We start from the raw sequence: 24,469 nt of genomic DNA on the forward strand, positions 1-24,469 counted from the left end.
CACCTAGATGCGCGCTGCGGCCTGCAGCTCGGCGACCCGGTCGAGTCGCTCCCACGTGAAGTCGGGGAGTTCGCGACCGAAGTGGCCGTATGTCGCCGTGGCGCCGTAGATGGGACGCAGCAGGTCGAGGTGCTGGATGATGGCCGCCGGGCGCAGGTCGAACACCTCGGTGATGGCCTCGATGATGCGGTCGTCGGGCAGCTTGCCCGTTCCGAAGGTCTCGACGTAGAGGCCGACCGGTGCGGCCTTTCCGATGGCGTACGCGACCTGCACTTCGAGTCTGTCGGCGAAACCTGCGGCGACCGCGTTCTTCGCCACCCAGCGCATGGCGTACGCCGCCGAACGGTCGACCTTCGACGGGTCTTTTCCGCTGAAGGCGCCGCCGCCGTGGCGGGACGCTCCCCCGTAGGTGTCGACGATGATCTTGCGGCCCGTGAGCCCGGCATCGCCCTGCGGGCCTCCCACCACGAACCGGCCGGTGGGGTTGATGAGGAAGTTCGCCGAGCGGGAGTCGAGGTCGCTCGCCGCGAGCACGGGCTTGATGACCAGCTCTTCGATGTCGTGGAAGAGGTCGGCGTTGGTCACCGACTCGGTGTGCTGCGTCGAGAGCACCACCGTCTCGATGGTCTTCGGAACGATGCCGTCGTAGCCGATGGTGACCTGGGTCTTGCCGTCGGGGCGCAGGTAGCCGAGCTCGCCGGTCTTGCGGACCTCGGCGAGGCGTTCGGCCAGGCGGTGCGCCAGCCAGATCGGCAGCGGCATGAGCTGCGGCGTCTCGGTGGTGGCGAATCCGAACATGATGCCCTGGTCGCCGGCGCCCTGCAGGTCGAAGGGATCGCTGCGCGTCTCGCCCTGGCGGTTCTCCCAGGCGTTGTCGACCCCGGCCGCGATCTCGGGCGACTGGGCGCCGATCGACACCGACACCCCGCAACTCGCACCGTCGAAGCCGACGTCGCTCGAGGTGTAGCCGATCGACGACACCTTCTCGCGCACGATCGTGGGGATGTCGACGTAGCCCGAGGTGGTGACCTCTCCGGCGACGTGAACGAGGCCGGTCGTGACGAGCGTCTCGACGGCGACGCGGCTCGCCGGGTCGACCTCGAGGAGCGCGTCGAGGATGCTGTCGGAGATCTGGTCGCAGATCTTGTCGGGGTGTCCTTCGGTGACGGACTCGGACGTGAAGAGGCGAAGGCTCGTCATGGTGCTCCAGGGATTTCTGAGGGTGTGCGGTGCCTGTCTTCGAGCAGTCGCCCGGCAAGCACAGACAGGATCTCATCGGCCACCGACAGCTTGCTGCCCCGGGCCTCGATCACTATAGACCCGGCCCGGTCGAGGACCGTCACGGTGTTTCCCTCCGTTGCGAAGCCCTCCGTCCAGCCGACCCGGTTGACGACGAGGTAGTCGCAGCCCTTGCGGGCGATCTTGGCGCGGCCCAGCTCGAGGAGTGCGGCGTCGGTGTCGGCGGTCTCGGCGGCGAAACCCACGACGAGCTGGTCGGCGCGGGCGTGCGAGGCGAGGGCCGCGAGCACGTCGGGGTTCTTGACGAGCTCGAGGGTCATCGCGTCGCCCAGCGACTCTTTCTTGAGCTTGGCGTTCGAGACGGCGGCCGGGCGATAGTCGGCGACGGCGGCGGCCATGATGATGACGTCGTGCGAGGCGGCGGCCGAGTCCATGGCCGTCGCCAGCTCGGCGGTGGTCTCGACGGAGACGACCTCGACGCCGTCGGGAACGGGCACTTCGAGGTGCGCCGCCACCAGGGTTACCTCGGCGCCTCGGGCGGCCGCCGCGCGGGCGAGGGCGGTTCCCTGGCGACCGCTCGAGCGATTGCCGATGAAACGGACGGGATCGAGCGGCTCGCGGGTTCCGCCGGCCGAGATGAGCACCCGCACGCCGGTCAGGTCGCCGTCGGATGCGACCGGCGCCGCGGCGGCCGCGACGGCCAGGGATGCGGCCACGATCTCGTCGACCTCGGCCATCCGACCGGCGCCAGAATCGGTGCCGGTGAGCTGGCCGCTCGCCGGCCCCACGAAGTGGATGCCCCGCGATGCCAGCGTGGCGGCGTTGGCCACCGTCGCGGCGTTCTGCCACATCTCGGTGTGCATGGCCGGGGCGACGACGATGGGCGCCTTCGAGGCGAGCACGGTGTTTCCGAGCAGATCGTCGGCGAGGCCCGCCGCCATCTTGGCCAGGGAGTTGGCCGTGGCAGGGGCTATCACGATGAGGTCGGCGGACTGTCCGATCGAGACGTGCCGCACCTCGGCCACGGCCTCGTAGAGATCGGTGTGCACGATGTTGCGGGAGATGGCCTCGAGGGTGGGCTTGCCGACGAATCGGAGGGCGTGCTCCGTGGCGACGACCTGGACGTCGTGGCCCGCCAGCACGAATGCCCGCACGACGCCCACGGCCTTGTACGCCGCGATGCCGCCGGTGATGCCCACGACGATGCGCAGGCGCTTCTGCGGTTCTGTCACGTCAGTTCTGCCCCTTCGACGAGAAAGCCGGTGCCGTTAACGAACGAATCCGTTCCCCGGCCGTGGGGGCGTGCACCCTCACGACAGCCCGGGGAACGGAGCTGCATTCGCTGCTGTTATTCGGTGGCCGCGATGGGCTTGACCGTGAGCTTGTCCTCGTTGATCTCGTGCATCGCGACCGAGAGGGGCTTGTCGTCGATGGTCGAGTCGACCAGCGGTCCGACGTTGTCGAAGAGGCTTCCCTCATGCAGGTCTGCGTAGTAGTCGTTGATCTGCCGAGCGCGCTTCGACGCGAAGATCACGAGCGCGTACTTGGATTCAACCTTCGACAGCAGTTCGTCGATGGGGGGATCGATGATGCCCTGTGCCCTGTTGACCATGGTGATACTCCTTGATTGGCCTCGCCGGCCGGATTGAGAAAAGATCGTGCGGTGACGTGCGGCTTCACCGTGCACAAGTAGACAAGTCTACCTCGGATTGGCCGCCGACCACTCGGATCTGTCGCTGATCACTGCATGAGCTCCACGACGTCGCGTGCGGCGGCCTCGACATCGTTGTTCACGATGAGGTAGTCGAACTCGTTCTGGGCCGCCAGCTCGACCTCGGCGGTCGCGAGACGTCGCTCCTGCTCCTCGGGCGATTCCGTTCCCCGACCCGTGAGCCGGCGGACGAGCTCCGCCCAGCTCGGCGGGAGCAGGAAAACCAGGCGTGCCTCCGGCATGGCCGCTCGAACCTGCCTGGCGCCCTGGATGTCGATCTCGAGCAGCACGCTCCTGCCCTCGGCCAGCGCCTTGTCGATCGGGGCGCGGGGCGTGCCGTACCGCGACGAGTTGTGCACGACGGCCCATTCGAGGAACTCGCCGGCCTCGATCATGCGGTCGAATTCGGCATCGTCGACGAAGTAGTAGCTCACGCCGTCGACCTCGCCCGGGCGTGGGGCCCGTGTCGTGGCGGACACCGAGAGGAGCACGCCGGGCACGTTCTCGCGGATCCACGTCGACACCGTTCCCTTGCCCACCGCCGTGGGGCCGGCGAGCACGACGAGTCGCGAGGCCTTCTCGTCGCCCGTGAACGGCGCCCGCTTCAGCAGGTACTCGCGCAGGCGGTCGCGCTGGAGCGCGCCCAGTCCGCCCAGACGCTTGCTGGGAGAGATCGACAGCCGCTCGATCACGCGTTCGATGCGCACCCGACCGAGTCCCGGGATGCCCTGGAGCAGCTCGGTCACCCGCATGCCGGCCTCGAGGCTGTCGGGATGCTTCGAGGCGCGATCGAGGACGCCGGTCGCGCTGCGACGCTGCTCGGTCACCGCCTTCTTGATGGCGGCCCGGGCGCGTCGGGCGGCGATGGCCGCCCGGGAGCCCGCGGCGCGGTCGACGTCGGGAACGGTCATGACAGTGCTCCGGATAGTTGGCCCGCCTGGTCGGCGAGCGTGTCTGCGAGGGCGGATGGCCCCGCGGACAGGGCGGATCTGGACGTGCTCACGATCGTGCCCGCGGCGAGCGGGCCGTAGATCGAGCCGAGGTCGTCGAAGAGCGCCCCCTGGTGGCCGAAGCCGGGTGCGAGCACCGGCATCAGCGGCGCCCCCTCGGCGAGGGAGTGCACGTCGACGCCGTAGTCGAGGAGGTTCTTCGTTGCACCGAGCACGACTCCGATGCTACCGAGTGCCGGGGTGTCGACGTCGTCATCGCCGGCGATGACGTGCCGCCGGTTCCACTCGTCGATCTCCGTCGCGACGAGCCCGGCGACCGTCAGGTCTCCGCGTTCGGTCGCCGCGACCCGGGCCGTCTGAACCAACAGGGACTCCGGGTTCGAGGTGGCCGCGAGCACGAATGCGCCCTTGCCGTGCCGCTGGGCGAGGTCGAAGACTCCCCCGAGCGATCCGGTGCCCGCATACGCCGCGAGGGTCACGGCGTCTGCTTCGAGCGGCGAACCAGGCGTCAGCCAGGCGTCGCCGTAGGCGTCGACGCTGGATCCGATATCGCCCCGTTTCGCGTCCGCGATCACCAGGAGCCCTGCCTGCCTCGCCGCGGCGAGCACGTCCTCGAGGGCGGCGAAGCCGGCCGAGCCGAACACCTCGAAGAAGGCGACCTGGGGCTTCACGATTCCGATGGTTGCACTCGCGGCGTCCACGACCCTCAGCCCGAATTCGCGCAACCCGGCGGCCGTGCGCGGCAGGCCCCAGGCATCCAGGAGGAAGCCGTGGGGATCGATGCCGACGCACAGCCGACCGCGCTGCTCGATGGTCGTGTGCAGCCGCTGGCCGAACGATCGGGTCACAGGCGCGCAGCCCTGGCGATCGCGTACTCCTGCAGGCTCGACACGTCGAACCCTTCGCGGGTCGCCTCGAACGATGCCACGGCCGCGCCCAGTTGGGCGATGGTCGTGAACAGCGGCTTGTCGGCGGCAACGGCCGCCGCCCGGATCTCGTAGCCGTCTGCTCGCGCGCTCGACCCGCTCGGCGTGTTCACGACGATGTCGACCTCGTTGCGGTTGATGAGGTCGACCACGGTCGGCTCGTCGCCATCGGCCGATGCGCCCTCGCTGAACTTGCGCACGATGCGGGCCGTGATGCCGTTGCGGTTCAGAACCTCGGCGGTTCCGGCCGTCGCGAGGATATCGAAGCCCAGCTCGAGCAGGCGGAGAACCGGAAGCACGATGGCACGCTTGTCGCGATCGGAGACGGAGACGAACACCGTGCCCGAGGTCGGCAGGCCGCCGTACGCGGCCTCCTGGCTCTTGGCGAACGCGCGGGGGAAGTCGCGGTCGATGCCCATGACCTCTCCCGTGGAACGCATCTCCGGGCCGAGCAGCGAGTCGACGATGAGACCGTCTTTCGTGCGGAAGCGCTTGAACGGCAGCACGGCCTCCTTCACGGCGATCGGCGAGTCCATGGGAACGATCGATCCGTCGACGACCGGGAGCATGCCCTCGGCCTTCAGCTCGGCGATCGTCGCGCCCACCATGATGCGCGACGCGGCCTTGGCCAGCGGGATGCCCAGGGCCTTCGCCACGAACGGGACCGTGCGGGAGGCGCGCGGGTTGGCCTCGAGGACGTAGAGGATGCCCTGGCCGATGGCGAACTGCACGTTCAGCAGGCCCTGCACACCGATGCCCTCGGCGATGGCGAGCGTCGCCGTGCGCACCCGGTCGATGACCTCGCGGCCCAGGGTGACCGGAGGCAGCGTGCAGCTCGAGTCGCCGGAGTGGATGCCGGCCTCCTCGATGTGCTCCATGATGCCGCCGACGTAGAGCTCGTGGCCGTCGTAGAGCGCGTCGACGTCGATCTCGATCGCGTCGTCGAGGAAACGGTCGACGAGCAGCGGGTGCGCCGGGTCGATGATGCCCTGCCCGGCCATGCGCGAGAAGTAGTCCTCGAGCGAGGGCGAGTCGTACACGATCTCCATGCCGCGGCCGCCCAGCACGTACGAGGGGCGCACGAGCACCGGGTAGCCGATGTCCTCGGCGATCGTGACGGCGCCGCCGAAGTCGCTCGCCGTGCCGTTCTTCGGCGCGAGGAGCTGGGCGTCGTCGAGGATCTTCGAGAAGAGTCCGCGCTCTTCGGCCAGGTCGATGGCCTCCGGCGTGGTGCCGAGGATCGGAACGCCCGCCGCCTTGAGGCCCTTGGCGAGCCCCAAGGCGGTCTGGCCGCCGAGCTGCACGACCACACCGACGAGCTCGCCCGACTGGCTCTCCGCGTGGATCACCTCGAGCACGTCTTCGAGCGTGAGGGGCTCGAAGTAGAGCCGGTCGCTGGTGTCGTAGTCGGTCGAGACCGTCTCGGGGTTGCAGTTGATCATGATCGTCTCGAAGCCCGCGTCCGACAGGGCGAAGGAGGCGTGCACGCAGGAGTAGTCGAACTCGACTCCCTGGCCGATTCGGTTCGGGCCGGAACCCAGGATGACGACCTTGCGCCGGTCGGAGGGTTCGACCTCCGTCTCCGAGTCGTAGCTCGAGTAGTGGTACGGCGTGAGCGCGGGGAACTCCCCCGCGCACGTGTCGACCGTCTTGAACACGGGCCGCACGCCCAGGATGTGCCGGACCTCGCGCACCTCCTTCTCGCCGAAACCGCGGAGGGCGGCGATCTGCGCGTCGGAGAATCCGTGCTCCTTGGCCAGCAGGAACATGTTCGTGTCGGCGTTCTCGCTCGAGGCGATCGCCTCGGCGACCTCGTTGATGAGAACGATCTGGTCGATGAACCAGGGGTCGATCTTGGTGGCCTCGAAGACCTCGTCGGCCGTGGCACCGGCGCGAAGCGCCTGCTGCACGGTGACGATGCGGCCGTCGGTCGGCACGCTGGCCAGGGCGAGCAGCTCGTCTTTGGATGCGTCGAGCGGCTCCCAGTGGAACGACGAGCCGCGCTTCTCCAGCGACCGCAGGGCCTTCTGCAGGGCCTGCGTGTAGTTGCGGCCGATGGCCATCGCCTCGCCGACCGACTTCATGGTGGTCGTCAGGGTGGTGTCGGCGGCCGGGAACTTCTCGAAGGCGAAGCGGGGAACCTTGACGACCACGTAGTCGAGCGTCGGCTCGAACGACGCGGGCGTCACCTTGGTGATGTCGTTCGGGATCTCGTCGAGGTGATAGCCGATGGCCAGCTTCGCCGCGATCTTCGCGATCGGGAAGCCGGTGGCCTTCGAGGCCAGAGCGCTGGAGCGCGAGACGCGCGGGTTCATCTCGATGACGATGACGCGACCGTTCGACGGGTCGATGGCGAACTGGATGTTGCAGCCGCCCGTGTCGACGCCGACGGCCCGGATGATGTCGATGCCGATGTTGCGCATGTTCTGGTACTCGCGGTCGGTCAGGGTGAGCGCAGGGGCCACGGTGATCGAGTCGCCGGTGTGCACGCCCACGGGGTCGACGTTCTCGATGGAGCAGACCACGACCGTGTTGTCGGCCGTGTCGCGCATGAGCTCGAGCTCGTACTCCTTCCAGCCGAGGATCGACTCCTCGAGCAGGACCTCGGTGGTCGGGCTCTGGTGCAGGCCGTCGCCCACGATCCGGCGCAGCTCGGCCTCCGTGTAGGCGAAGCCCGATCCGAGCCCGCCCATCGTGAACGAGGGGCGCACCACGAGGGGGTAGCCCAGGTCGAGGGCGTACTCGACGGCCTCCTCGACCGTGTGCGCGATGTAGGAGCGCGCGACGTCGGCACCGGCATCCAGAACGAGCTGCTTGAAGATCTGCCTGTCTTCGCCCTTGTTGATCGCCTCGAACGAGGCACCGATGAGCTCGACGTCGTACTTCTCGAGGATGCCGTGCTTGTGCAGGTCGATGGCCGCGTTGAGGGCGGTCTGGCCCCCGAGGGTCGGCAGGATCGCGTCGGGCTTCTCCTTCGCGATGATGGTCTCGATGACCTGCCAGGTGATGGGCTCGATGTAGGTCGCGTCGGCGAAGTCCGGGTCGGTCATGATCGTGGCCGGGTTGGAGTTCACGAGGATGACGCGCACGCCCTCCTCGCGGAGCACGCGGCACGCCTGCGTGCCGGAGTAGTCGAACTCGCACGCCTGGCCGATGACGATCGGGCCGGAGCCGATGACCAGGACACTCTTGATGTCTTCCCTGCGAGGCATTACTGGTTCTTTCCGTCGATGATGGAGTGGATCTCTGTCTGAGGCTCGCCCTTGTCGATCGCCAGCACCATGTCGCGGAAGCGGTCGAAGAGGTACATCGAGTCGTGCGGTCCCGCGGCCGCCTCGGGGTGGTACTGCACCGAGAAGGCGTCGATGTCGAGGCAGCGGATGCCCTCCACGACGTTGTCGTTCAGGCTGAGGTGGCTGACCTCGACCCGGCCGAAGCCGGCCGGGCTGTCGACGACGCCCTCGCGCGGCGCATCCACGGCGAAGCCATGGTTCTGGCTGGTGATCTCGACCTTGCCGGTGGTCTTGTCGAGCACCGGCTGGTTGATGCCCCGGTGGCCGAAGGGCAGCTTGTAGGTGCCGAAGCCGAGCGCGCGGCCGAGCAGCTGGTTGCCGAAGCAGATTCCGAAGTAGGGGATCTTCTCGGCCAGCACGTCGCGCAGCAGCTGCACGTGCCGCTCGGATGCCTCGGGGTCGCCGGGGCCGTTCGAGTAGAACAGGGCGCTCGGCTTGAGGGCGACCACCTCGTCGGTGGTGACCGACTCGGGCAGCACGACGACGTCGAAGCCGCGCTGCGCGAGGTAGCGCAGCGTCGACGTCTTCACGCCGAGGTCGAGAACCGCGACGCTGCCGACGCGCTCTCCGACGGCCTCGATCGTGTACTGCTCGGGGGTCGACACCTCGCTCGACAGGTTGCGGCCGGCCATGTCCTCCGCCGCCCGCACGATGGCGAGCTGCTCGGAGTCGCTCAGGTCGAAGTCGTCGCCGGAGAAGATGCCGGCGCGCATGGCGCCGAGCGAGCGGAGGTGCCGCGTGATGGCCCGTGTGTCGACGCCGGAGATGCCGACGATGCCGCCCGAGACGAGGTCGTCGTCGAGGCTGCGGGTGGCACGGTGATTGGAGACGACCCGGGAGGGGTCGCGCACGACGTAGCCCGCGACCCAGATCTTCGCCGACTCGAGGTCGTCGTCGTTCGTTCCCGTGTTGCCGATGTGGGGGGCGGTCTGCAGAACGATCTGCCCCGCGTAGGAGGGATCGCTGAGGGTCTCCTGGTATCCGGTCATGCCGGTGGCGAAGACCGCCTCGCCCAGGGTGCGCCCGCGGGCGCCATAGGCGCGTCCGGCGTAGCGTTTGCCGTCTTCGAGTACGAGGACGGCGGGTTCTGTTGAGATCACGCGAGGGATCCTTCCTGGTCTGGGGTGGAGAGGCCGTCTGGCGGCGCAAGGGCTGTGATCGCCTCGATGAGGCGGGAACTCTGGTCGGGATTCTCTATGCGGAAGAAGCTCTCCACATCGGCCGCGGGGGTCTGGGCCTCGGACTCGAGAGTCCAGTCGAGGCGCACGAGGCCGCCTTCTTCGACGACCCGGTCGATCGTCCACGTCGATGTGCCCACCGACCGGATGCGATCGGCCCCGACGAAGACCTGCGGCTCGCCGGTCACGGCGATGAGAACGCCGGCGTCGAAGACCGACACGGAGGCGCGCCCCCGGAAACCGAGACCGGGCAGGGTCACCCGGTCGAGTGGAGCGCCCGCCGTGGTCGTCGACACGTAGAGACCGGTGACGGCGACGCGCAGCTCGCCGAGCAGCTCGGCGGTGGGCACGGCTGCGGTCGACAGCGCCGACTGGCGCCGGCCGCGCGCGCGCCAGCCGAGCACCATGAGGATCAGGAGCCCGATGACCCCGATGATGATGATCGAACCGGGCAGGATCCTATCCACGGGTCACCCCCGCTGCCGCCGCGGCGGCGACCTCGGCCGCGTCGACGACGACGCCATCGCGCACCGTCTGGTACCCGCGGTGCAGGGTGTGCCGCACGGAGCCGGGAAGGGTCATGCCGAGGTACGGGGAGTTGTGACTCTTGCCGGCGAGCCTGTCCCTCGAGAAGGCGCTCGACGACGCCGGGTCGACGAGCACGATGTTGGCGCTCGATCCGACCTCGAACGAGTGGCTGTGGCCCGAGAGACGACCGATCGCGGCGGGTGCGTGCGACAGCACGCGGGCGACGTCGGACCAGCCGAGCAGCCCGGGGTCGACCAGTGCCGCCTGCACGACGGAGAGGGCGGACTCCAGGCCGACCATGCCGAATGCGGCGTGATCCCACTCGCAGTCCTTGGCCTCCTCCGGGTGGGGTGCGTGATCGGTGGCGACGATGTCGATCGTGCCGTCGACGAGACCCTCGCGCAGGGCTCGCACGTCTTCGTCGCGACGCAGCGGCGGGTTCACCTTGTAGCGGGCGTCGTAGCTGCGGATCAGGTCTTCGGTGAGCAGCAGGTGGTGGGGGGTGACCTCGGCCGTGACCTCGATGCCGCGGGCCTTGGCCCAGCGCACGACGTCGACCGAGCCTGCTGTGGACACATGGCAGATGTGCAGCCGGGCGCCGACGTGCTCGGCGAGCAGCACGTCGCGCGCGATGATCGACTCCTCGGCCACGGCGGGCCAGCCCTTGAGTCCCAGCTCGCTCGAGAGAGCGCCCTCGTTCATCTGGGCGTTCTCGGTGAGGCGCGGATCCTGGGCGTGCTGGGCCACGACGCCGTCGAAGGTCTTGACGTACTCGAGGGCGCGCCGCATGAGCAGGGAGTCGTGCACGCACTTGCCGTCGTCGGAGAAGACGCGCACGGCGGCGCGGGAATTGGCCATGGCCCCGATCTCGGAGAGCCGCTCGCCGGCGAGGCCGACGGTGACGGCGCCGATCGGGCGCACGGTGGCGTACCCCGCCGACTCCCCCAGCGCCTGAACCTGCTCGACGACACCGGCCGTGTCGGACACCGGCATGGTGTTCGCCATGGCGAACACGGCGGTGAATCCGCCCGCCGCGGCCGCCCGTGTGCCCGAGAGGACGGTCTCGCTCTGTTCGAAGCCGGGTTCGCGGAGGTGCGTGTGCAGGTCGACGAGACCCGGCAGCGCGACCAGGCCCGCGGCATCCAGAACCTGCGCGCCGGACGGCGTCGCGATCGCGGCGCCGCGTTCGGCGATGCGGCCGTCTGCCACGAGCAGATCGGTGGTCGTTCCATCGGGCAGGGTCGCCCCGCGGATGAGGGTCGTTGTCATGATCTGGCCTCCCGGTCGCCGGACAGCAGTGAATACAACACGGCCATGCGGATCGACACCCCGTTCGCCACCTGTTCGATCACGGTGGACTGCGCCGAATCGGCGGCACGAGACGAGATCTCGAGGCCGCGGTTCATGGGGCCGGGGTGCATGACAATGCTATCGGGGCGGAGCGCGAGGAGGCGGTCGTCGTCGAGCCCCCACTGGCGCGCGTACTCGCGGGTCGTCGGGAAGAAGGCCGCGTTCATGCGCTCCTGCTGGATGCGCAGCATCATCACGACGTCGGGGCGCACCTCGGCGAGTGCGGCGTCGAGGTCGTAACGGATGTCCACCGGCCACGTCGATGCACCGACAGGAACCAGCGTCGCCGGCGCGACGAAGGTGACGTGGGCACCGAGCGTCTCGAGCAGCCACAGGTTCGACCGCGCCACCCGCGAGTGCAGCACGTCTCCGACGATCATCACGCCCACGCCGTCGAGATCGCGACCGCGCGCCGCGTCGCCATGGAGGCGCCGCCTCATCGTGAACGCATCGAGGAGCGCCTGGGTCGGGTGCTCGTGGGTGCCGTCGCCCGCGTTGACCACTCCGGCGTCGATCCAGCCGCTCTGGGCCAGCACCTGCGGGGCGCCCGACGCCGAATGCCGGATGACGACGCCGTCGGCACCCATGGCGGCCAGGGTCTGCGCCGTGTCCTTGAGGCTCTCGCCCTTCGACACGCTGGAGCCCTTGGCCGAGAAGTTGATCACGTCGGCCGAGAGGCGCTTGGCGGCCACCTCGAACGACGTGCGCGTGCGGGTCGAGTCCTCGAAGAAGAGGTTCACGACGGTCTTGCCGCGCAGGGTCGGGAGCTTCTTGACCTCGCGGTTCTGCACCTCGCTCATGTCCTCGGCGATGTCGAGCAGGGCGATGGCGTCGTCACGGAGCAGGTCCCGGGTCGAGAGCAGGTGCCTCATGCGCCGGCCCCCGTCGTGAGGTCGATGCTGACCTCTTCGCTGCCGTCGACCTCGGCGAGCCGCACATTGATGCGCTCGTCGGTGGAGCTCGGCAGGTTCTTGCCCACGAAGTCGGCCCGGATCGGCAGTTCGCGGTGGCCCCGGTCGACGAGCACGGCGAGCCGCACGGCCCGGGGACGTCCGAGGTCGCCGATGGCGTCGAGCGCTGCCCGGATGGTGCGGCCGGAGTAGAGCACGTCGTCGATGAGCACGACCGTCTTGCCGTCGATGCCCCCCGAGGGAACGCGGGTGCGTTGCGGTGCGCGAGTCGGGTGATGCGCGAGGTCGTCGCGGTACATCGTGACGTCGAGCGAGCCCACGAGATCGGCGGGCGCTCCCGGTTCGATCTGTCGGATCTGGGCCCCGATCCTCTCGGCGAGCACCACACCGCGGGTGGGGATGCCGAGGATGACGAGGTCGCGCGGTCCCCGGTTGGACTCGAGGATCTCGTGGGAGATCCGAGTCAACGCCCGGGCTATGTCAGAGTTCTGCAGCACGATTCGAGCCACGATCCTGACCTCCTTCCCCGTCTCACAGGACGGATGGTTAAAGGATGTCTGTTGCGTCACCGAGCCTAGCAGGCGGCGCCGACCCTCGGCCGGCCACCGCCCGCGTCAGGCCGCGGCGCTCACCCCTTCGACTGGTGAACGCGGCCGAGGATGCCGTTGAGGAAGCTGCCGGAATCGTCGGTGCTGAGCAGTTTGGCGGCGTCGACGGCCTCGTTGATCGCCACCCCGTCGGGGACGTCGTCGTTGAAGAGGACCTCCCAGATGCCGATGCGCAGGAGCGCACGGTCGATGATGGGCATGCGGGCCAGGGTCCAGCCCTGCGCATACGTCTCGATCAGTTCGTCGATCTCGTCGCCGTGGTCGACGATGCCGTCGATGATCTCTCGCGCGTAGAGCCAGGAGGCCTCGCGGGCGGGCTCGCTCAGCGCCCGGGTCGCCTCGGCGGCGAGGGCCTCGTTGATCGAGATCTGCCGCACGTCGGCGGCGTACAGCACGTCGAGGGCGCGCTTTCGAGCTTTGGTGCGTGCGCTCATGTCGGGTGCCGGTCCGGGTCAGTCGTTCACGCGGCCGAGGTAGTCCCCCGTGCGTGTGTCGACCTTGACGCGGGTGCCCTGCTCGAGGAAGAGGGGAACCTGGATCTGGTAGCCGGTCTCGACGGTGGCGGGCTTGGTGCCGCCGGTCGAACGGTCGCCCTGAAGGCCCGGCTCGGTGTAGGTGATCTCGAGCGTCACCGATGCGGGGAGCTCGACGTAGAGGGGCAGGCCCTCGTTCAGCGCGACGGTGACGGCCTGGTTCTCGAGCATGAAGTTGGCGGCGTCTCCGACGACGGCCTCGGTCACGGTGAGCTGGTCGTAGTCGGCGGTGTCCATGAAGACGAAGTCGTTGCCGTCTTTGTACAGGTACTGGAAGTCGCGACGGTCGACGTTGGCGGTCTCGATCTTGGCGCCCGCGTTGAACGTCTTGTCGACGACCTTGCCGGTGAGAACGTTCTTCATCTTCGTGCGCACGAATGCGCCGCCCTTGCCCGGCTTGACGTGCTGGAAGTCGATGACCGCCCAGAGCTGGCCGTCGATCTTGAGGACGGCGCCGTTTCTGATGTCGCTGGTTGAAGCCATGGAAAAACTGTTCCGTTCGAGTGAAGAATTGTGCGGGCGCGGAAATTGACCCTCAGTGAGTGTACCGTCCCCCGCATCGGGGCCTAGTTGAGGCCGATGATCGCCCTCAGGGCGAGGCGGTACGAGTCGAAGCCGAACCCGGCGATGACCCCCGTGGCTATGCCGGAGATGACGCTGGTGTGGCGAAAGGTCTCTCGGGCATGCGGGTTGCTGATGTGCACCTCGATCAGCGGGATGCCGGCCTTGGTGACCAGGGCCGCCGCATCGCGGAGCCCGTAGCTGTAGTGGGTGAATGCGGCCGGGTTCAGGATGACGGGTGTGCCTGAGTCGACGGCCTCGTGCATCCACCCGATCATCTGGCCCTCATCGTCTGTCTGGCGCAACTCTATGGTTGCTTCCTTGCCCGCGTCGGAGGTCAGCACCGCTCGGAGCGCCTCGAGGTCCTGCGATCCGTACACGTCGGGCTCGCGGCTGCCGAGCCGCGAGAGGTTTGGTCCGTTCAGCACGAGCACAGTGGTCATGACGCCTAACTCTAGCGACGCGCCGACGACCTCGCCTTCATCATGCGGAGGCCGTCGTCGTGCACGAGATAGATCGCGAACACCTCGACGGCTTCGTCGCGGGCGGCCTCGTGCAGCCCGTCTGCCCACAGCTCGTCGAAGCCGTGCGGCGTCTCGTCGCCAGGGCGTTCGAGGGCGAACAGGATGCTGCCGCCCGGAGAGTACTCGTCGAGAACCTGTCCGAGGCTCGACACGATCGACCGCAGCTCGTCGTCCGAAGGGCTCGCAGGGATACCGTCGATCGGGATGATGATCGGCAGCTGCGCACCGTCGGGGGCGATGAAGAATGCCCACAGCTGGCGTCGCAGCGCCGGACCGAGCAGCCTCGACAGGAGGTCTCTGGCGTCGGCGTCGTTCGCGATGATCGTGTCTGGACCGGGGGTCGATGGGGTGTGTGCCGTCATGCGCCCACTCTGGCAAGTTCCCTTACCCGCGGTGAGTATCCATCCACAGGCCGGGCAACCCTTCCTGCACAGCTCGGGTCAGGAACCGATCTCCTGATAGGCGGCGAAGAGCAGCGACGTCTCAGGACCCGCGAGAACCGACGGCTTCGCCAGGTCGTCGAGCACGATGAAGCGCAGCATTCCCGCGCGGGCCTTCTTGTCGCGCTGCATCGTGGCCAGCAGCGTCTGCCACCGCCCCACGGGATAGCTGACAGGGAGCGTGAGAGAGGTGAGGATGCGCCGGTGCCGGTCGACGACCTCGTCCGACAGGGCGCCCGTCAGGCGGCCCAGCTCGGCCGCGAACACCATGCCGACCGAGATCGCGGCGCCGTGCCTCCACTGGTAGCGCTCGGCGTGTTCGATCGCGTGCCCGAGCGTGTGCCCGTAGTTCAGGATCTCGCGGAGGCCCTGCTCGGTGAAGTCCTCGCCCACGACGCGCGCCTTCATCGCGATCGAGAGCTCGACGACCCGCCTGAACTCGGGGGTCGACGGGTCTGTGGCACGGTCGACGTCTGCCTCGACGATGTCGAGGATCTCCGGCTCCGAGATGAATCCGGCCTTCACGATCTCGGCGAAGCCGGCGAGGATCTCGTTCCTCGGGAGGGTGTCGAAGGTGTCGAGATCGCCGACGACGGCGGACGGTGCGTAGAAGGTGCCCACGAGGTTCTTGCCCTCTGCCGTGTTGATGCCGTTCTTGCCGCCCACGGCCGCGTCGACGAGGCCGAGCACGGAGGTCGGCACCTGCACGAGCCGGACCCCGCGCAGCCAGGTCGCTGCGACGAAACCGGCGAGGTCGGTGATGGCTCCCCCGCCGAAGCCGATCACCGCGTCCGACCTGGTGAAGTCGCTCTGGCCCATGACCTGCCAGCAGAACGCCGCGACCTCCACGCGTTTCGCCTGCTCGGCATCCGGAACCTCTGCCAGGAGCACCTCGTAGCGGTCGAGGAGGCTCTCGCGCATCGCGGCGGCCTTCGCCGCCAGCGTCGGGGCGTGAACGATGAGCACCTTGCGCACGCCCTGCCCCAGGAACTCGGAGAGGTCGCCGACGAGGCCGCGGCCGATCACGACCTCGTAGGGGTTCTCGCCGGTGACGGGGATTCGAGTGGCGGGCGTCGTGTCGGTCATGGTGTGTCTCTCCGGTGGCTGCGGCCGCGCGCCCAGTGGGCGATCTCGGCGGCGATGAGTTCGGTCGGTCTGTGCGAGGTGTCGACCCGGAAGTCGGCGAGCGACTCATAGAGCTCGCGCCGCGAGTCGACGAGCGCCTGCCACGACTCGATCGACGACACGAGCGGCCTCTTGCCGTTCGAGAGGCGTGCGGCCACGGCCGAGGCCTCCACCGTCAGCAGTACGACCGGAAGGTCGGCGATGTCGTCACGGGTTCGCGGATCGAGCACCGCGCCTCCCCCGAAGGCGACGACGCCGCTGCCGACGAGGGCGTGCTCGACCGCGATGCGCTCCAGCGTTCTGAAATGAGGTTCTCCGTGGGTCGCGAACAGTTCCGCTATCGGGCCGTGCTCACGCACGATCTCGGTGTCGGTGTCGGTGAAGGGAACACCCAGGATGCGGGAGAGCTTCTTGCCGATCCGCGACTTTCCGGCCGCGGGCGCACCGATCAGCACGAGGAGCATCGGGCGGGCCGTCAGTCGGTGCCGTCGATGCCGGCGGATGCGAGTCGCTCGGGGATGTGAGCGAGGTACGACTCGAGGTTGCGCCTGGTCTCCGGAACGGAGTCGCCGCCGAACTTCTCGAGCACGGAGTTCGCCAGGACGAGGGCGACCATGGCCTCCGCCACGACGCCCGCCGCGGGAACCGCGCAGACGTCGGAGCGCTGGTGATGGGCGGCTGCGGCCTCACCCGTGGCCACGTCGACCGTGCGGAGGGCGTGCGGGATCGTCGCGATGGGCTTCATCCCGGCACGCACGCGCAGCACCGTGCCGGTGCTCATACCCCCTTCGGTGCCTCCGGCCTTGTCGCTGAGACGCGCGATACGCCCGTCTTCCTGCACGAGCTCGTCATGGGCATCCGACCCGCGACGTGTCGTGGTGAGGAACCCGTCGCCGACCTCGACGCCCTTGATGGCCTGGATGCCCATCAGGGCGGCGGCCAGCGCGGAGTCGAGCCGCCGGTCCCAGTGCACGTACGAGCCGAGGCCCGGGGGAACCCCGTAGGCGAGGACCTCGACGACGCCGCCGAGGGTGTCGCCGTCTTTGTGGGCGGCGTCGACCTCGGCCACCATCAGGGCGCTGGTGGCCTCGTCGAAGCAGCGCAGCGGGTCGGCGTCGAGCGCGTCGACGTCGCGCGGCAGGGGAAGAGGGCTGCCCTCGGGCACCCGCACGGGACCGATCGAGAGCGTGTGGCTGACGAGCGTGATGCCGAGCTCGGAGAGGAAGCTCCGCGCCACGGCGCCCAGGGCCACCCGCGCGGCCGTCTCCCTGGCGCTCGCGCGTTCGAGAACGGGTCGGGCCTCGTCGAAGCCGTACTTCTGCATTCCCACGAGATCGGCGTGGCCCGGCCGCGGCCGGGTGAGTGGAGCGCCGCGGCCCCTCGACGCCTGATCGGCGTCGACGGGCTCGGGACTCATCACCTCGACCCACTTCGGCCACTCGGTGTTGCCGATGCGGATGGCGATGGGGCTGCCGAGCGAGTAGCCGTGTCGAACACCCGCGGAGAGCGTCAACTGGTCTTGTTCGAACTTCATGCGCGCACCGCGGCCGTAGCCGAGCTTGCGGCGGGCCAGGTCGGCACGGATGTCGTCCATGAGCACGGGGACGCCCGCGGGCAGCCCCTCGAGTGTGGCGATGAGCTCGGGGCCGTGCGACTCACCGGCGGTGATCCAACGAAGCATAAGAAAGCTGTTCCTTCAGGCGGCAGAGCGGTCACCGGCGGCCGGTGACCGGTGTGCGGACGGGTCGGCGTGCAGACAGCCGACATCCGATCTTCCCATAGATCGTCTGCGGCCTCGGGCGGCGGGGCTACGGCGCGAGCGTATCGGCTGGTGCGTCGAGCGACGATTCCATGGCCGACAGCACCGCGGCCTCGTCGGTCAGCGGGAGGGTCGGATCGCCGTGCACGAACACGCGCACCTGGAGCAGGGCCTGGTGAAGCAGCATGCGAAGGCCCGACACGACCTGGCGGTCCGCGAGCGACCACACCGCACCGAGCGCGCTGGGCCACGGGTGATAGGCCACGTCGAGCAGGTCCGACCGGGCGGGCAGCGGACTCTGCCGGAGAAGCGAGACGGGGCCGGCGTCGCCCGGCAGCGTGGAGATCACCAGGGATGCGTCGATGACGTCGAGCGATGCCGCAGTGAGCGGAAGCAGGGTGATCGCCGTGCCCGAGGCCGCGGCGATCCGCCTCAGGGGCTCGGCCTTGTCCGGCGTTCTCGCGAGCACGCTCACATGCTCCGCACCGAGCTGGGCCGCCGCGACGACGGCCGAGGCCGCGGTCGCTCCGCCGCCGAGCACCGCCACCTGGCGGGCAGACGTGATCGACTTCTCGGCGAGGGCTCGCACGATGCCGCCCACGTCGGTGTTGAAACCGTCGAGACGCCGCGAGCCGCCCTCCTGCGAGAAGCGCACGGTGTTGGTCGAGCCGGTCAGAAGGCTCAGCTCGTCGCGGTGGTCGAGCAGCGGCCGGATTCCGTGCTTCAGCGGCATGGTGAGCGAGAGGCCCACCCACTCCGCGCCGCGTTCCGCGACGAACGCGGCCAGCTCGTTCTCGGAGACGTCGATCGCCTCGTAGTGCCAGTCGAGTCCGAGCACGGAGTAGGCGGCCCGGTGCAGCCGCGGCGACAGGGAGTGCGCTATCGGCGATCCGAGAACGGCCAGACGGCTACTCGACATCGGGATGCGCCGCCCACCACTCCTGCAGGCGCTCCACCGCTGCGGCGTGCTCGTCAGCGGTCTCGGAGAACACCGTCTCGCCGGTGTCGAGATCGACGGTCACGAAGAAGAGCCAGGGTCCGTCCGCCGGATGCAGCGCCGCGTCGATGGCGTCGTCGCCCGGGTTCGAGATGGGTCCGACCGGGAGACCCGGGTTGGCGTAGGTGTTGTAGGGGTTGGATGCGTCCTCGCGCTCCTCGGGTGTCGTCTCGACGCGGCTGTGGCCGGCGCCGTACGCGACCGTCGCATCCGATTCGAGGTTCATGCCGATGTCGAGCCTGTTCGTGAAGACCCGCGAGACCTTGTACATGTCTTCCGAGCTGCCGGCCTCCTTCTGGATGAGGGCGGCGAGGGTGACGACCCGGAAGCGGTCGGCCGGCGCGACTCCCGCTGCGTCGAGCGACTCGAACGACCGGTTCACCATGGTCTGCAGCATGTCGGTCGGAGTCTGGTCGGGCTCGAACTGGTACGTCGCAGGAAAGAGGAATCCTTCGATGGACGGCGCCTCGGCGGGCACGCCGAGCGCGGCGTAGTTCGCACCCACCGCCTGGAACTCCTCGATGGGGATGCCGGTGACGTCGGCCAGTTCCTGATAGATGCCCTTGGCGCTCGATCCCTCGGGAATAGTGACCGTGAAGTCGACCTTGTTGGCCGGGTCGAGCAGGGCCGACAGGGCGGCCTTGGAACTCATCTTCTGGGCGAGCTTGAACGTGCCCGTCTGGAAGACCGGCTGCGGATCCTCTTTCAGCAGCAGGGAGTAGAACGTCTCGGAGCTCTTGACGACTCCGGCCTCCTGCAGCTTCACTCCGATCGCATCACCGAACTCTCCGTCGGCGATCTTCACCATCACCTCGCCCGAGCCGTCTCCGCTGTAGTCGTCTGTCGATTGCGGGGTCAGCATCGCGGTGATCTGCGGCTCGAACGTCGAATAGACGAACGCCCCTGCACCGGCGACGAGGCCGAGGATCACGACGGTGACGATGACCGCGGTGAGCGCCCTACGACGGCGAGGCGGCTTGCCGGCCGGCCGCGTGGTCGAATGCGTCTCGCGTCGCTCCCTGCGGGACTGCGCCTGAACCGCGGGCTTCGACGTCGAAGCGGGTTCACGCAGGAACTCGGAGAACGGGTGGTCTTCTGGTGGCTGACGATCAGTCACGGTAATCCCCCTGTGGATCGGGTCCCAACTCGGATGCGGCTGTCCCGGGCGGGTTTCCCGTGGACGCCTCCGAATCGAGGGCATGCTGCAAGAGTATAACCGCGGCGATCTGGTCGATCACTGGACGCGAGCCTTTCACAGCACGGCCGGAGGTATGGAGTGCGGCCTGGGCCGACACGGTCGTGAGCCTCTCGTCGATCATGCGCACGGGCGTCTTCGTGGCGGCTGCGATCCGCGCGGCGAAGGCGATCGCGTCGTCTGTCGACGGGGTGTTGGCTCCCGAGAGCGACAGAGGGAGGCCGACGACGATCTCCGTGCAGTCGAGTTCGACGCAGAGAGCGGCGATCCTGTCGACGTCCGCCGAGCCGTCTGCGGATCGCGCGACCGTCTCGACCGGAGTGGCCAGCATGCCGTGGAAGTCGCTGCGCGCGACGCCGATGCGAGCTCTGCCCACATCGACGCCGAGGCGCACGCCCGACCTCACCCGGTCAGCCCAGAACCGTCTGCGACACCGCCGCGAGAGCGCTGTCGATCGCCGCCACGAGGGTGCCGCCGCCCTGCGCCAGGTCGTCTTTTCCGCCGCCGCCGCCGCCGAGAACGGACGCGGCCTGCTTGGCGAGTGCCCCTGCCCGGTGGCCGAGCGCGCGTGCCGCGTCGTTGGTCGCGACGATGACGACGGGCTTCTCGCCCACCACCGCCGCGAGGGCGACGACGGAGGGAGCGGAGCCGAGACGCTCGCGCACCCCGGTGACCAGGGCGCGCAGATCGTCTGACGAGGAGAGTTCGCCCGCGTCGGCTGCGACGAGACGCAGTTCTCCCGCGGTGCGTGCCGACTCGACGAAGCCGGGAACCCGGGCGGTGAGTGCGCTCGCCTCGTAGGCCGCGAGCTTCTTCTCGGCGGCCTTCAGGTTCGAGACCAGATCCTGGATGCGTGCGGGCACGTCCTCTCGAGGAGCCTTCAGCGTGGCGGCCAGCTGGGTGACGACGCTGCGCTCGGCGGCGAACTGACGGAATGCCTCGATGCCCACGAGGGATTCGACTCGACGGTTCGTCGATCCGATCGACGATTCGCCGAGGATGTTGATCATGCCGATCTCCGAGCTGTGCTGCACGTGCGTGCCGGCGCAGAGCTCACGAGACCACGGTCCCCCGATGTCGACCACGCGCACCACGTCGCCGTACTTCTCGCCGAAGAGGGCCATGGCGCCCAGTGCCTTGGCCTCGTCGAGGGGAAGCTCACGGGTGACGACCTCGAGATCGCTGCGGATCGCGAGGTTGGAGATCTCCTCGATCTCCGAGCGTGTCTCGGACGACAGGGGCTGGTTCCACGAGAAGTCGAGTCGCAGGTAACCGGCCTTGTTGTATGAACCCGACTGGTGGGCCTGAGGGCCGAGCGTCTGCCGCAGCGCGGCGTGCACCAGGTGGGTTCCCGAGTGCGCCTGGGTCGCCCCACGGCGCCAGTCGGGATCGACCACGGTGCTGGCGGCGTCGTCGACGGCGACCTGGCCGCTCGTGACGTGCACTCGGTGGCTGATGAGCCCCTTGATCGGCTTCTGCACGTCGAGCACCTCGAGCTCGAAGCCGTCGCCGCGGATCACTCCCGAGTCGGCCTCCTGTCCGCCGGACTCGGCGTAGAGGGTCGTCTCGGCGAGGATGACCTCGAGGGTCTCGCCCGCCACGGCGCTCGTCACCGACTGCCCGTCGATGATGAGGCCCAGGATTGTCGACTCGGTGACCAGCTCGTCGTAGCCGAGGAACGTGGTCTCGCCGGCCGCTCGGAACTGGCTGTAGACGCCCAGATCGGTGATGCCGAGCTTCTTGGCCTTCGAATCGGCCTTGGCACGCTGCTTCTGCTCGCTCATGAGGGATTCGAACGCCACTCGGTCGACGGCGAGTCCGGCCTCCTCGGCCATCTCCATGGTGAGGTCGATCGGGAAGCCGTACGTGTCGTGCAGCTGGAACGCCGTGTCGCCGGCGAGGTTCTTCGCACCCTTCTGCTTCGCCGTGCTCACGGCGAGGTCGAGGATGTTGATACCGCCGCTGAGGGTGCGCAGGAACGACTCCTCCTCTGCGTAGGCCGTGCGCGAGATGCGGTCGAAGTCGGCCTCGACCTCGGGGTACGCGGCCTTCATGGCGTCGCGGGAGGCGGTGAAGAGCTCGGGGAAGACGGCCGTGTCGACGCCCAGCAGACGCATGGATCGAACGGAGCGGCGGAGGAGCCGGCGCAGGATGTAGCCGCGGCCCTCGTTCGACGGCATGACCCCGTCGGACATGAGCATCAGAGCGCTGCGCACGTGGTCGGCGACCACGCGCATCCGCACATCGTCTTCGTGGTCGGCGCCGTAGCGGCGACCGGAGATGACCGACGCCGTGTCGAGGACAGGGCGCACCTGATCGATCTCGTACAGGTTCTCGACGCCCTGCTTGAGGAAGGCGACGCGTTCGAGGCCCATGCCGGTGTCGATGTTGCGACTCGGCAGGTCTCCGAGGATCTCGAAGTCGTTCTTGCCGGTGCCCTCGCCGCGCAGGTACTGCATGAAGACGAGGTTCCAGATCTCGATGTAGCGGTCGTCGTCGACAGCCGGTCCGCCTTCGCGCCCGTAGGCGGGGCCGCGGTCGAAGAAGATCTCCGAGCAGGGTCCGGCGGGGCCGGGCTGGCCGGTGGACCAGTAGTTCGAGTCCATGCCCAATCGCTGGATGCGCTCGTCGGGCAGGCCGGCTGTCTTCTTCCAGTACTCGATGGCCTCGTCGTCGTCTTCGTAGACGGTGACCCAGAGATCCTTCTCGTCGAAGCCGAGGCCGCCGTCGGCCTCCGGGGTCACGAGCAGCTCCCAGGCGTAGCGGATCGCCTGCTCCTTGAAGTAGTCGCCGAACGAGAAGTTGCCGTTCATCTGGAAGAACGTGCCGTGGCGGGTCGTCTTGCCCACCTCCTCGATGTCGAGGGTGCGGATGCACTTCTGCACGCTGGTGGCCCGGGGATACGGTGCAGGCACGAGACCCGTGAGGTAGGGGATGAACGGCACCATGCCTGCGACGGTGAAGAGCAGTGTCGGGTCGTCGCTCACCAGCGAGGCCGACGGAACGACCGTGTGCCCCTTGTCTGCGAAGAAGGTGAGCCAGCGTTGGCGGATATCGGCGGTATGCATGGTGTCCGTAGCGTTCAGCGCATCGGGCTGCGAAGCGTCGCAGCCACAGACGCGAAAGGGGAAGTGAGGAGGATTACTTGACGGTCGAGGAGAGAGCCTCGCCGGCGTCGCCGAGCACGGCGCGGAGTTCCGACTCCCGCTCGCGGTAGCCGTCGACGATGGATTCGGTGAATCCCTTGGTGCGCTTGTCGAGATCGGAGAAGAATCTCCGGCCCTCCGCCGTCTGGTTCACCTGGTGGGCCACAACGAATCCGAGGGCGACTCCGAGAACGAGCCACAGGATTTTCTTCATTGTTCTCTCCTCGAGACGCAGATGGGGACGGGTGAGTCGAGTTTAGTCGGCGCGCACGGCGAAGGCGGTCGCCCGCCGTGCCACGTCGTCGTCGAGCCGGCGTCGCCAGGCCGCATCGAGTGTTGCATCGTCGGTCTCGTCGTCGAGCACGGTGAGCCAGCCGGAGAGCTCGGCGTCGAGCCACTCGAACTGGCGAACGGATGCCGCGAGCACGTCGCGCGGGTGGGTGTAGCTCTCCCACGACACGGCGATGCGATTGAGCACCACGTAGATCCATGCCTGGTCGAGCACGGCGTCGTCGATGTCTCCCCCCGCACTCTCCGCCAGCACGGCCTCGAGTGCGGCGACGTCGTCGCGGAGGGCGGCCACGCGTGCGGCCGAGTCGAGACGGGCGTCGGTCGAGGCCGCCTTTCCGGCGGCGACGATGCTGCAGGCCTCCTCGCCGTCGACGAGGTCGCGACGCAGCCCCTGATACAGCTCGGGCAGCGTGAGCCGGAGACTGTCGGGGATGTCGTACCGGGTCACGGGATGCCGCCCGCCGGGGTTGCCGAACACGGTCCCGACCTCCATGGCGGCGACGGCCGGTGCCTCGTCGTCGCGCATGGGCGCATCCACGAACGAGGGAGCGGGCTCCGCGGCCGCCGGTGTGCCCTGGGCCCCGACGCGTCCGAAGATGTAGTCGGCCTGGGGGTTCACGCCCACGTCGGGATCGGAGGAGGAATCCGAATACCGGATGTAGCGCACCGTGGAGCGCACGATGAAGAACAGGCCGACGGCGAGCCCGATGGCCAGGACGATGAGGAGAAAGCCCACGGCCCGGCTACTTGGACCTGCGGCGACGGGCTGCGGATGCGGAGGTGTCTTTCGGACCCCGGAAACTCAGGATCCCGGCGCGCACAGCGGCGCTGAATCCCGCGATCTTGATGAGGGGGCCGCCCACAGACGCGGCGAAGAGCGCGACGAGGCTGGTGACGTTGCCCGTGACCTCCGCGACGTTCTTCGTGATCGTGTCGACCCGGGCGATCTGCTTGTTGGCTTCCTGGATGGTCACGGTCGACTCCTCGAGAATCGGGGTGACGTTGTCGCTCAGCTCCTTGATCGCTGCGCGCGTCTCGTCGAAGACGCCGCCCAGCTTGATGAGCGGAAGAGCGAGGAACGCCACGAGGACCGCGAAGACCCCGGCCGCGATGAGTCCGGCGATGTCTCCACCTGACATGGGTGAGCTCCTTAGCGGATGCCGGCCATGGGCATCCATTGCAATGAAAAAGGGGCGGGGCACCG

At 68.5% G+C, this 24,469-nt stretch carries 25 protein-coding genes; all 25 read right to left on the reverse strand.

Annotated elements, in window-relative coordinates:
• Positions 1-3 precede the first annotated feature (3 nt).
• Positions 4-1,200 (reverse strand): methionine adenosyltransferase, encoded by a 1,197-nt coding sequence (metK, locus tag QCD70_RS05265; RefSeq protein ID WP_055949393.1) that lies wholly within the window; start codon positions 1,198-1,200, stop codon positions 4-6.
• Positions 1,197-2,450 carry a bifunctional phosphopantothenoylcysteine decarboxylase/phosphopantothenate--cysteine ligase CoaBC gene (gene coaBC, locus QCD70_RS05270; protein WP_301214232.1) on the reverse strand — a complete coding sequence of 418 codons (1,254 nt, stop codon included), beginning with the start codon at positions 2,448-2,450 and terminating at the stop codon, positions 1,197-1,199. The genes metK and coaBC overlap by 4 nt, the downstream gene beginning before the upstream one ends.
• A 137-nt stretch (positions 2,451-2,587) precedes the next feature.
• Positions 2,588-2,851 carry a DNA-directed RNA polymerase subunit omega gene (rpoZ, locus tag QCD70_RS05275; protein ID WP_044438377.1) on the reverse strand — a complete coding sequence of 88 codons (264 nt, stop codon included), beginning with the start codon at positions 2,849-2,851 and terminating at the stop codon, positions 2,588-2,590.
• A gap of 128 nt (positions 2,852-2,979) precedes the next feature.
• Positions 2,980-3,861: a guanylate kinase gene (gene gmk, locus QCD70_RS05280; protein WP_301214099.1), complete on the reverse strand. Its 882-nt coding sequence runs from the start codon at positions 3,859-3,861 to the stop codon at positions 2,980-2,982.
• Positions 3,858-4,748, reverse strand: coding sequence for an orotidine-5'-phosphate decarboxylase (gene pyrF, locus QCD70_RS05285; protein ID WP_301214100.1), 891 nt, complete (start codon positions 4,746-4,748; stop codon positions 3,858-3,860). The genes gmk and pyrF overlap by 4 nt, the downstream gene beginning before the upstream one ends.
• A complete protein-coding gene (gene carB, locus QCD70_RS05290) occupies positions 4,745-8,038 on the reverse strand; it encodes a carbamoyl-phosphate synthase large subunit (protein ID WP_301214101.1) in 3,294 nt (1,097 codons plus the stop codon). Before carB ends, pyrF begins: the two co-directional genes overlap by 4 nt.
• The gene (gene carA, locus QCD70_RS05295; protein WP_301214102.1) at positions 8,038-9,219 is read right to left on the reverse strand and encodes a glutamine-hydrolyzing carbamoyl-phosphate synthase small subunit; all 1,182 of its coding nucleotides are present in this window, start codon (positions 9,217-9,219) and stop codon (positions 8,038-8,040) included. The genes carB and carA overlap by 1 nt, the downstream gene beginning before the upstream one ends.
• Positions 9,216-9,764, reverse strand: a complete 549-nt coding sequence (locus QCD70_RS05300) for a PH-like domain-containing protein (RefSeq protein WP_301214103.1) — start codon at positions 9,762-9,764, stop codon at positions 9,216-9,218. The genes carA and QCD70_RS05300 overlap by 4 nt, the downstream gene beginning before the upstream one ends.
• Positions 9,757-11,094 (reverse strand): dihydroorotase, encoded by a 1,338-nt coding sequence (locus QCD70_RS05305; protein ID WP_301214104.1) that lies wholly within the window; start codon positions 11,092-11,094, stop codon positions 9,757-9,759. Before QCD70_RS05305 ends, QCD70_RS05300 begins: the two co-directional genes overlap by 8 nt.
• A complete protein-coding gene (locus QCD70_RS05310; protein ID WP_301214105.1) occupies positions 11,091-12,047 on the reverse strand; it encodes an aspartate carbamoyltransferase catalytic subunit in 957 nt (318 codons plus the stop codon). The genes QCD70_RS05305 and QCD70_RS05310 overlap by 4 nt, the downstream gene beginning before the upstream one ends.
• Positions 12,044-12,598, reverse strand: a complete 555-nt coding sequence (gene pyrR, locus QCD70_RS05315) for a bifunctional pyr operon transcriptional regulator/uracil phosphoribosyltransferase PyrR (RefSeq protein WP_301214233.1) — start codon at positions 12,596-12,598, stop codon at positions 12,044-12,046. The genes QCD70_RS05310 and pyrR overlap by 4 nt, the downstream gene beginning before the upstream one ends.
• Positions 12,599-12,714: 116 nt before the next feature.
• Positions 12,715-13,128 (reverse strand): transcription antitermination factor NusB, encoded by a 414-nt coding sequence (nusB, locus tag QCD70_RS05320; protein ID WP_055928832.1) that lies wholly within the window; start codon positions 13,126-13,128, stop codon positions 12,715-12,717.
• Positions 13,129-13,146: 18 nt separating this feature from the next.
• Positions 13,147-13,710 carry an elongation factor P gene (gene efp / locus QCD70_RS05325; RefSeq protein WP_044438393.1) on the reverse strand — a complete coding sequence of 188 codons (564 nt, stop codon included), beginning with the start codon at positions 13,708-13,710 and terminating at the stop codon, positions 13,147-13,149.
• Positions 13,711-13,793: 83 nt separating this feature from the next.
• On the reverse strand, positions 13,794-14,231 hold the full coding sequence (locus QCD70_RS05330; protein ID WP_301214106.1) for a type II 3-dehydroquinate dehydratase: 438 nt from the start codon (positions 14,229-14,231) through the stop codon (positions 13,794-13,796).
• 11 nt (positions 14,232-14,242) lie between these two features.
• Positions 14,243-14,674, reverse strand: a complete 432-nt coding sequence (locus QCD70_RS05335; protein ID WP_301214107.1) for a hypothetical protein — start codon at positions 14,672-14,674, stop codon at positions 14,243-14,245.
• Between the two features lie 78 nt (positions 14,675-14,752).
• Positions 14,753-15,838, reverse strand: coding sequence for a 3-dehydroquinate synthase (gene aroB / locus QCD70_RS05340; RefSeq protein WP_301214108.1), 1,086 nt, complete (start codon positions 15,836-15,838; stop codon positions 14,753-14,755).
• Positions 15,835-16,341, reverse strand: coding sequence for a shikimate kinase (locus QCD70_RS05345; protein WP_301214109.1), 507 nt, complete (start codon positions 16,339-16,341; stop codon positions 15,835-15,837). The genes aroB and QCD70_RS05345 overlap by 4 nt, the downstream gene beginning before the upstream one ends.
• Before the next feature lie 11 nt (positions 16,342-16,352).
• Positions 16,353-17,558, reverse strand: a complete 1,206-nt coding sequence (aroC, locus tag QCD70_RS05350; RefSeq protein WP_301214110.1) for a chorismate synthase — start codon at positions 17,556-17,558, stop codon at positions 16,353-16,355.
• Positions 17,559-17,685: 127 nt separating this feature from the next.
• Positions 17,686-18,555 (reverse strand): shikimate dehydrogenase, encoded by an 870-nt coding sequence (locus QCD70_RS05355; RefSeq protein ID WP_301214111.1) that lies wholly within the window; start codon positions 18,553-18,555, stop codon positions 17,686-17,688.
• Positions 18,545-19,750, reverse strand: coding sequence for an endolytic transglycosylase MltG (gene mltG / locus QCD70_RS05360; RefSeq protein WP_301214112.1), 1,206 nt, complete (start codon positions 19,748-19,750; stop codon positions 18,545-18,547). The genes QCD70_RS05355 and mltG overlap by 11 nt, the downstream gene beginning before the upstream one ends.
• Positions 19,743-20,234 (reverse strand): Holliday junction resolvase RuvX, encoded by a 492-nt coding sequence (ruvX, locus tag QCD70_RS05365; RefSeq protein WP_301214113.1) that lies wholly within the window; start codon positions 20,232-20,234, stop codon positions 19,743-19,745. Before ruvX ends, mltG begins: the two co-directional genes overlap by 8 nt.
• A gap of 4 nt (positions 20,235-20,238) precedes the next feature.
• A complete protein-coding gene (gene alaS / locus QCD70_RS05370; protein WP_301214114.1) occupies positions 20,239-22,896 on the reverse strand; it encodes an alanine--tRNA ligase in 2,658 nt (885 codons plus the stop codon).
• A gap of 73 nt (positions 22,897-22,969) precedes the next feature.
• Positions 22,970-23,188, reverse strand: coding sequence for a hypothetical protein (locus QCD70_RS05375; RefSeq protein ID WP_301214115.1), 219 nt, complete (start codon positions 23,186-23,188; stop codon positions 22,970-22,972).
• A 42-nt stretch (positions 23,189-23,230) separates the two neighbouring features.
• Positions 23,231-24,001: a hypothetical protein gene (locus QCD70_RS05380; protein WP_301214116.1), complete on the reverse strand. Its 771-nt coding sequence runs from the start codon at positions 23,999-24,001 to the stop codon at positions 23,231-23,233.
• Between the two features lie 7 nt (positions 24,002-24,008).
• Entirely contained in the window at positions 24,009-24,404 is a 396-nt protein-coding gene (locus QCD70_RS05385) for a DUF948 domain-containing protein (protein ID WP_301214117.1), read from the reverse strand.
• Positions 24,405-24,469 lie beyond the last annotated feature (65 nt).

This window comes from Agreia sp. PsM10 (assembly GCF_030433855.1).
Taxonomy (GTDB): Bacteria; Actinomycetota; Actinomycetes; order Actinomycetales; family Microbacteriaceae; genus Agreia.

Excerpts from the sequence above, each read along its gene's own strand:
- metK (WP_055949393.1), bottom strand. The coding sequence starts at position 1,200 with ATGACGAGCCTTCGCCTCTTCACGTCCGAGTCCGTCACCGAAGGACAC.
- rpoZ (WP_044438377.1), bottom strand. The coding sequence starts at position 2,851 with ATGGTCAACAGGGCACAGGGCATCATCGATCCCCCCATCGACGAACTG.
- gmk (WP_301214099.1), bottom strand. The coding sequence starts at position 3,861 with ATGACCGTTCCCGACGTCGACCGCGCCGCGGGCTCCCGGGCGGCCATC.
- carB (WP_301214101.1), bottom strand. The coding sequence starts at position 8,038 with ATGCCTCGCAGGGAAGACATCAAGAGTGTCCTGGTCATCGGCTCCGGC.
- QCD70_RS05305 (WP_301214104.1), bottom strand. The coding sequence starts at position 11,094 with ATGACAACGACCCTCATCCGCGGGGCGACCCTGCCCGATGGAACGACC.
- QCD70_RS05310 (WP_301214105.1), bottom strand. The coding sequence starts at position 12,047 with ATGAGGCACCTGCTCTCGACCCGGGACCTGCTCCGTGACGACGCCATC.
- nusB (WP_055928832.1), bottom strand. The coding sequence starts at position 13,128 with ATGAGCGCACGCACCAAAGCTCGAAAGCGCGCCCTCGACGTGCTGTAC.
- efp (WP_044438393.1), bottom strand. The coding sequence starts at position 13,710 with ATGGCTTCAACCAGCGACATCAGAAACGGCGCCGTCCTCAAGATCGAC.
- QCD70_RS05330 (WP_301214106.1), bottom strand. The coding sequence starts at position 14,231 with ATGACCACTGTGCTCGTGCTGAACGGACCAAACCTCTCGCGGCTCGGC.
- QCD70_RS05335 (WP_301214107.1), bottom strand. The coding sequence starts at position 14,674 with ATGACGGCACACACCCCATCGACCCCCGGTCCAGACACGATCATCGCG.
- aroB (WP_301214108.1), bottom strand. The coding sequence starts at position 15,838 with ATGACCGACACGACGCCCGCCACTCGAATCCCCGTCACCGGCGAGAAC.
- QCD70_RS05345 (WP_301214109.1), bottom strand. The coding sequence starts at position 16,341 with ATGCTCCTCGTGCTGATCGGTGCGCCCGCGGCCGGAAAGTCGCGGATC.
- aroC (WP_301214110.1), bottom strand. The coding sequence starts at position 17,558 with ATGCTTCGTTGGATCACCGCCGGTGAGTCGCACGGCCCCGAGCTCATC.
- QCD70_RS05355 (WP_301214111.1), bottom strand. The coding sequence starts at position 18,555 with ATGTCGAGTAGCCGTCTGGCCGTTCTCGGATCGCCGATAGCGCACTCC.
- alaS (WP_301214114.1), bottom strand. The coding sequence starts at position 22,896 with ATGCATACCGCCGATATCCGCCAACGCTGGCTCACCTTCTTCGCAGAC.
- QCD70_RS05375 (WP_301214115.1), bottom strand. The coding sequence starts at position 23,188 with ATGAAGAAAATCCTGTGGCTCGTTCTCGGAGTCGCCCTCGGATTCGTT.
- QCD70_RS05385 (WP_301214117.1), bottom strand. The coding sequence starts at position 24,404 with ATGTCAGGTGGAGACATCGCCGGACTCATCGCGGCCGGGGTCTTCGCG.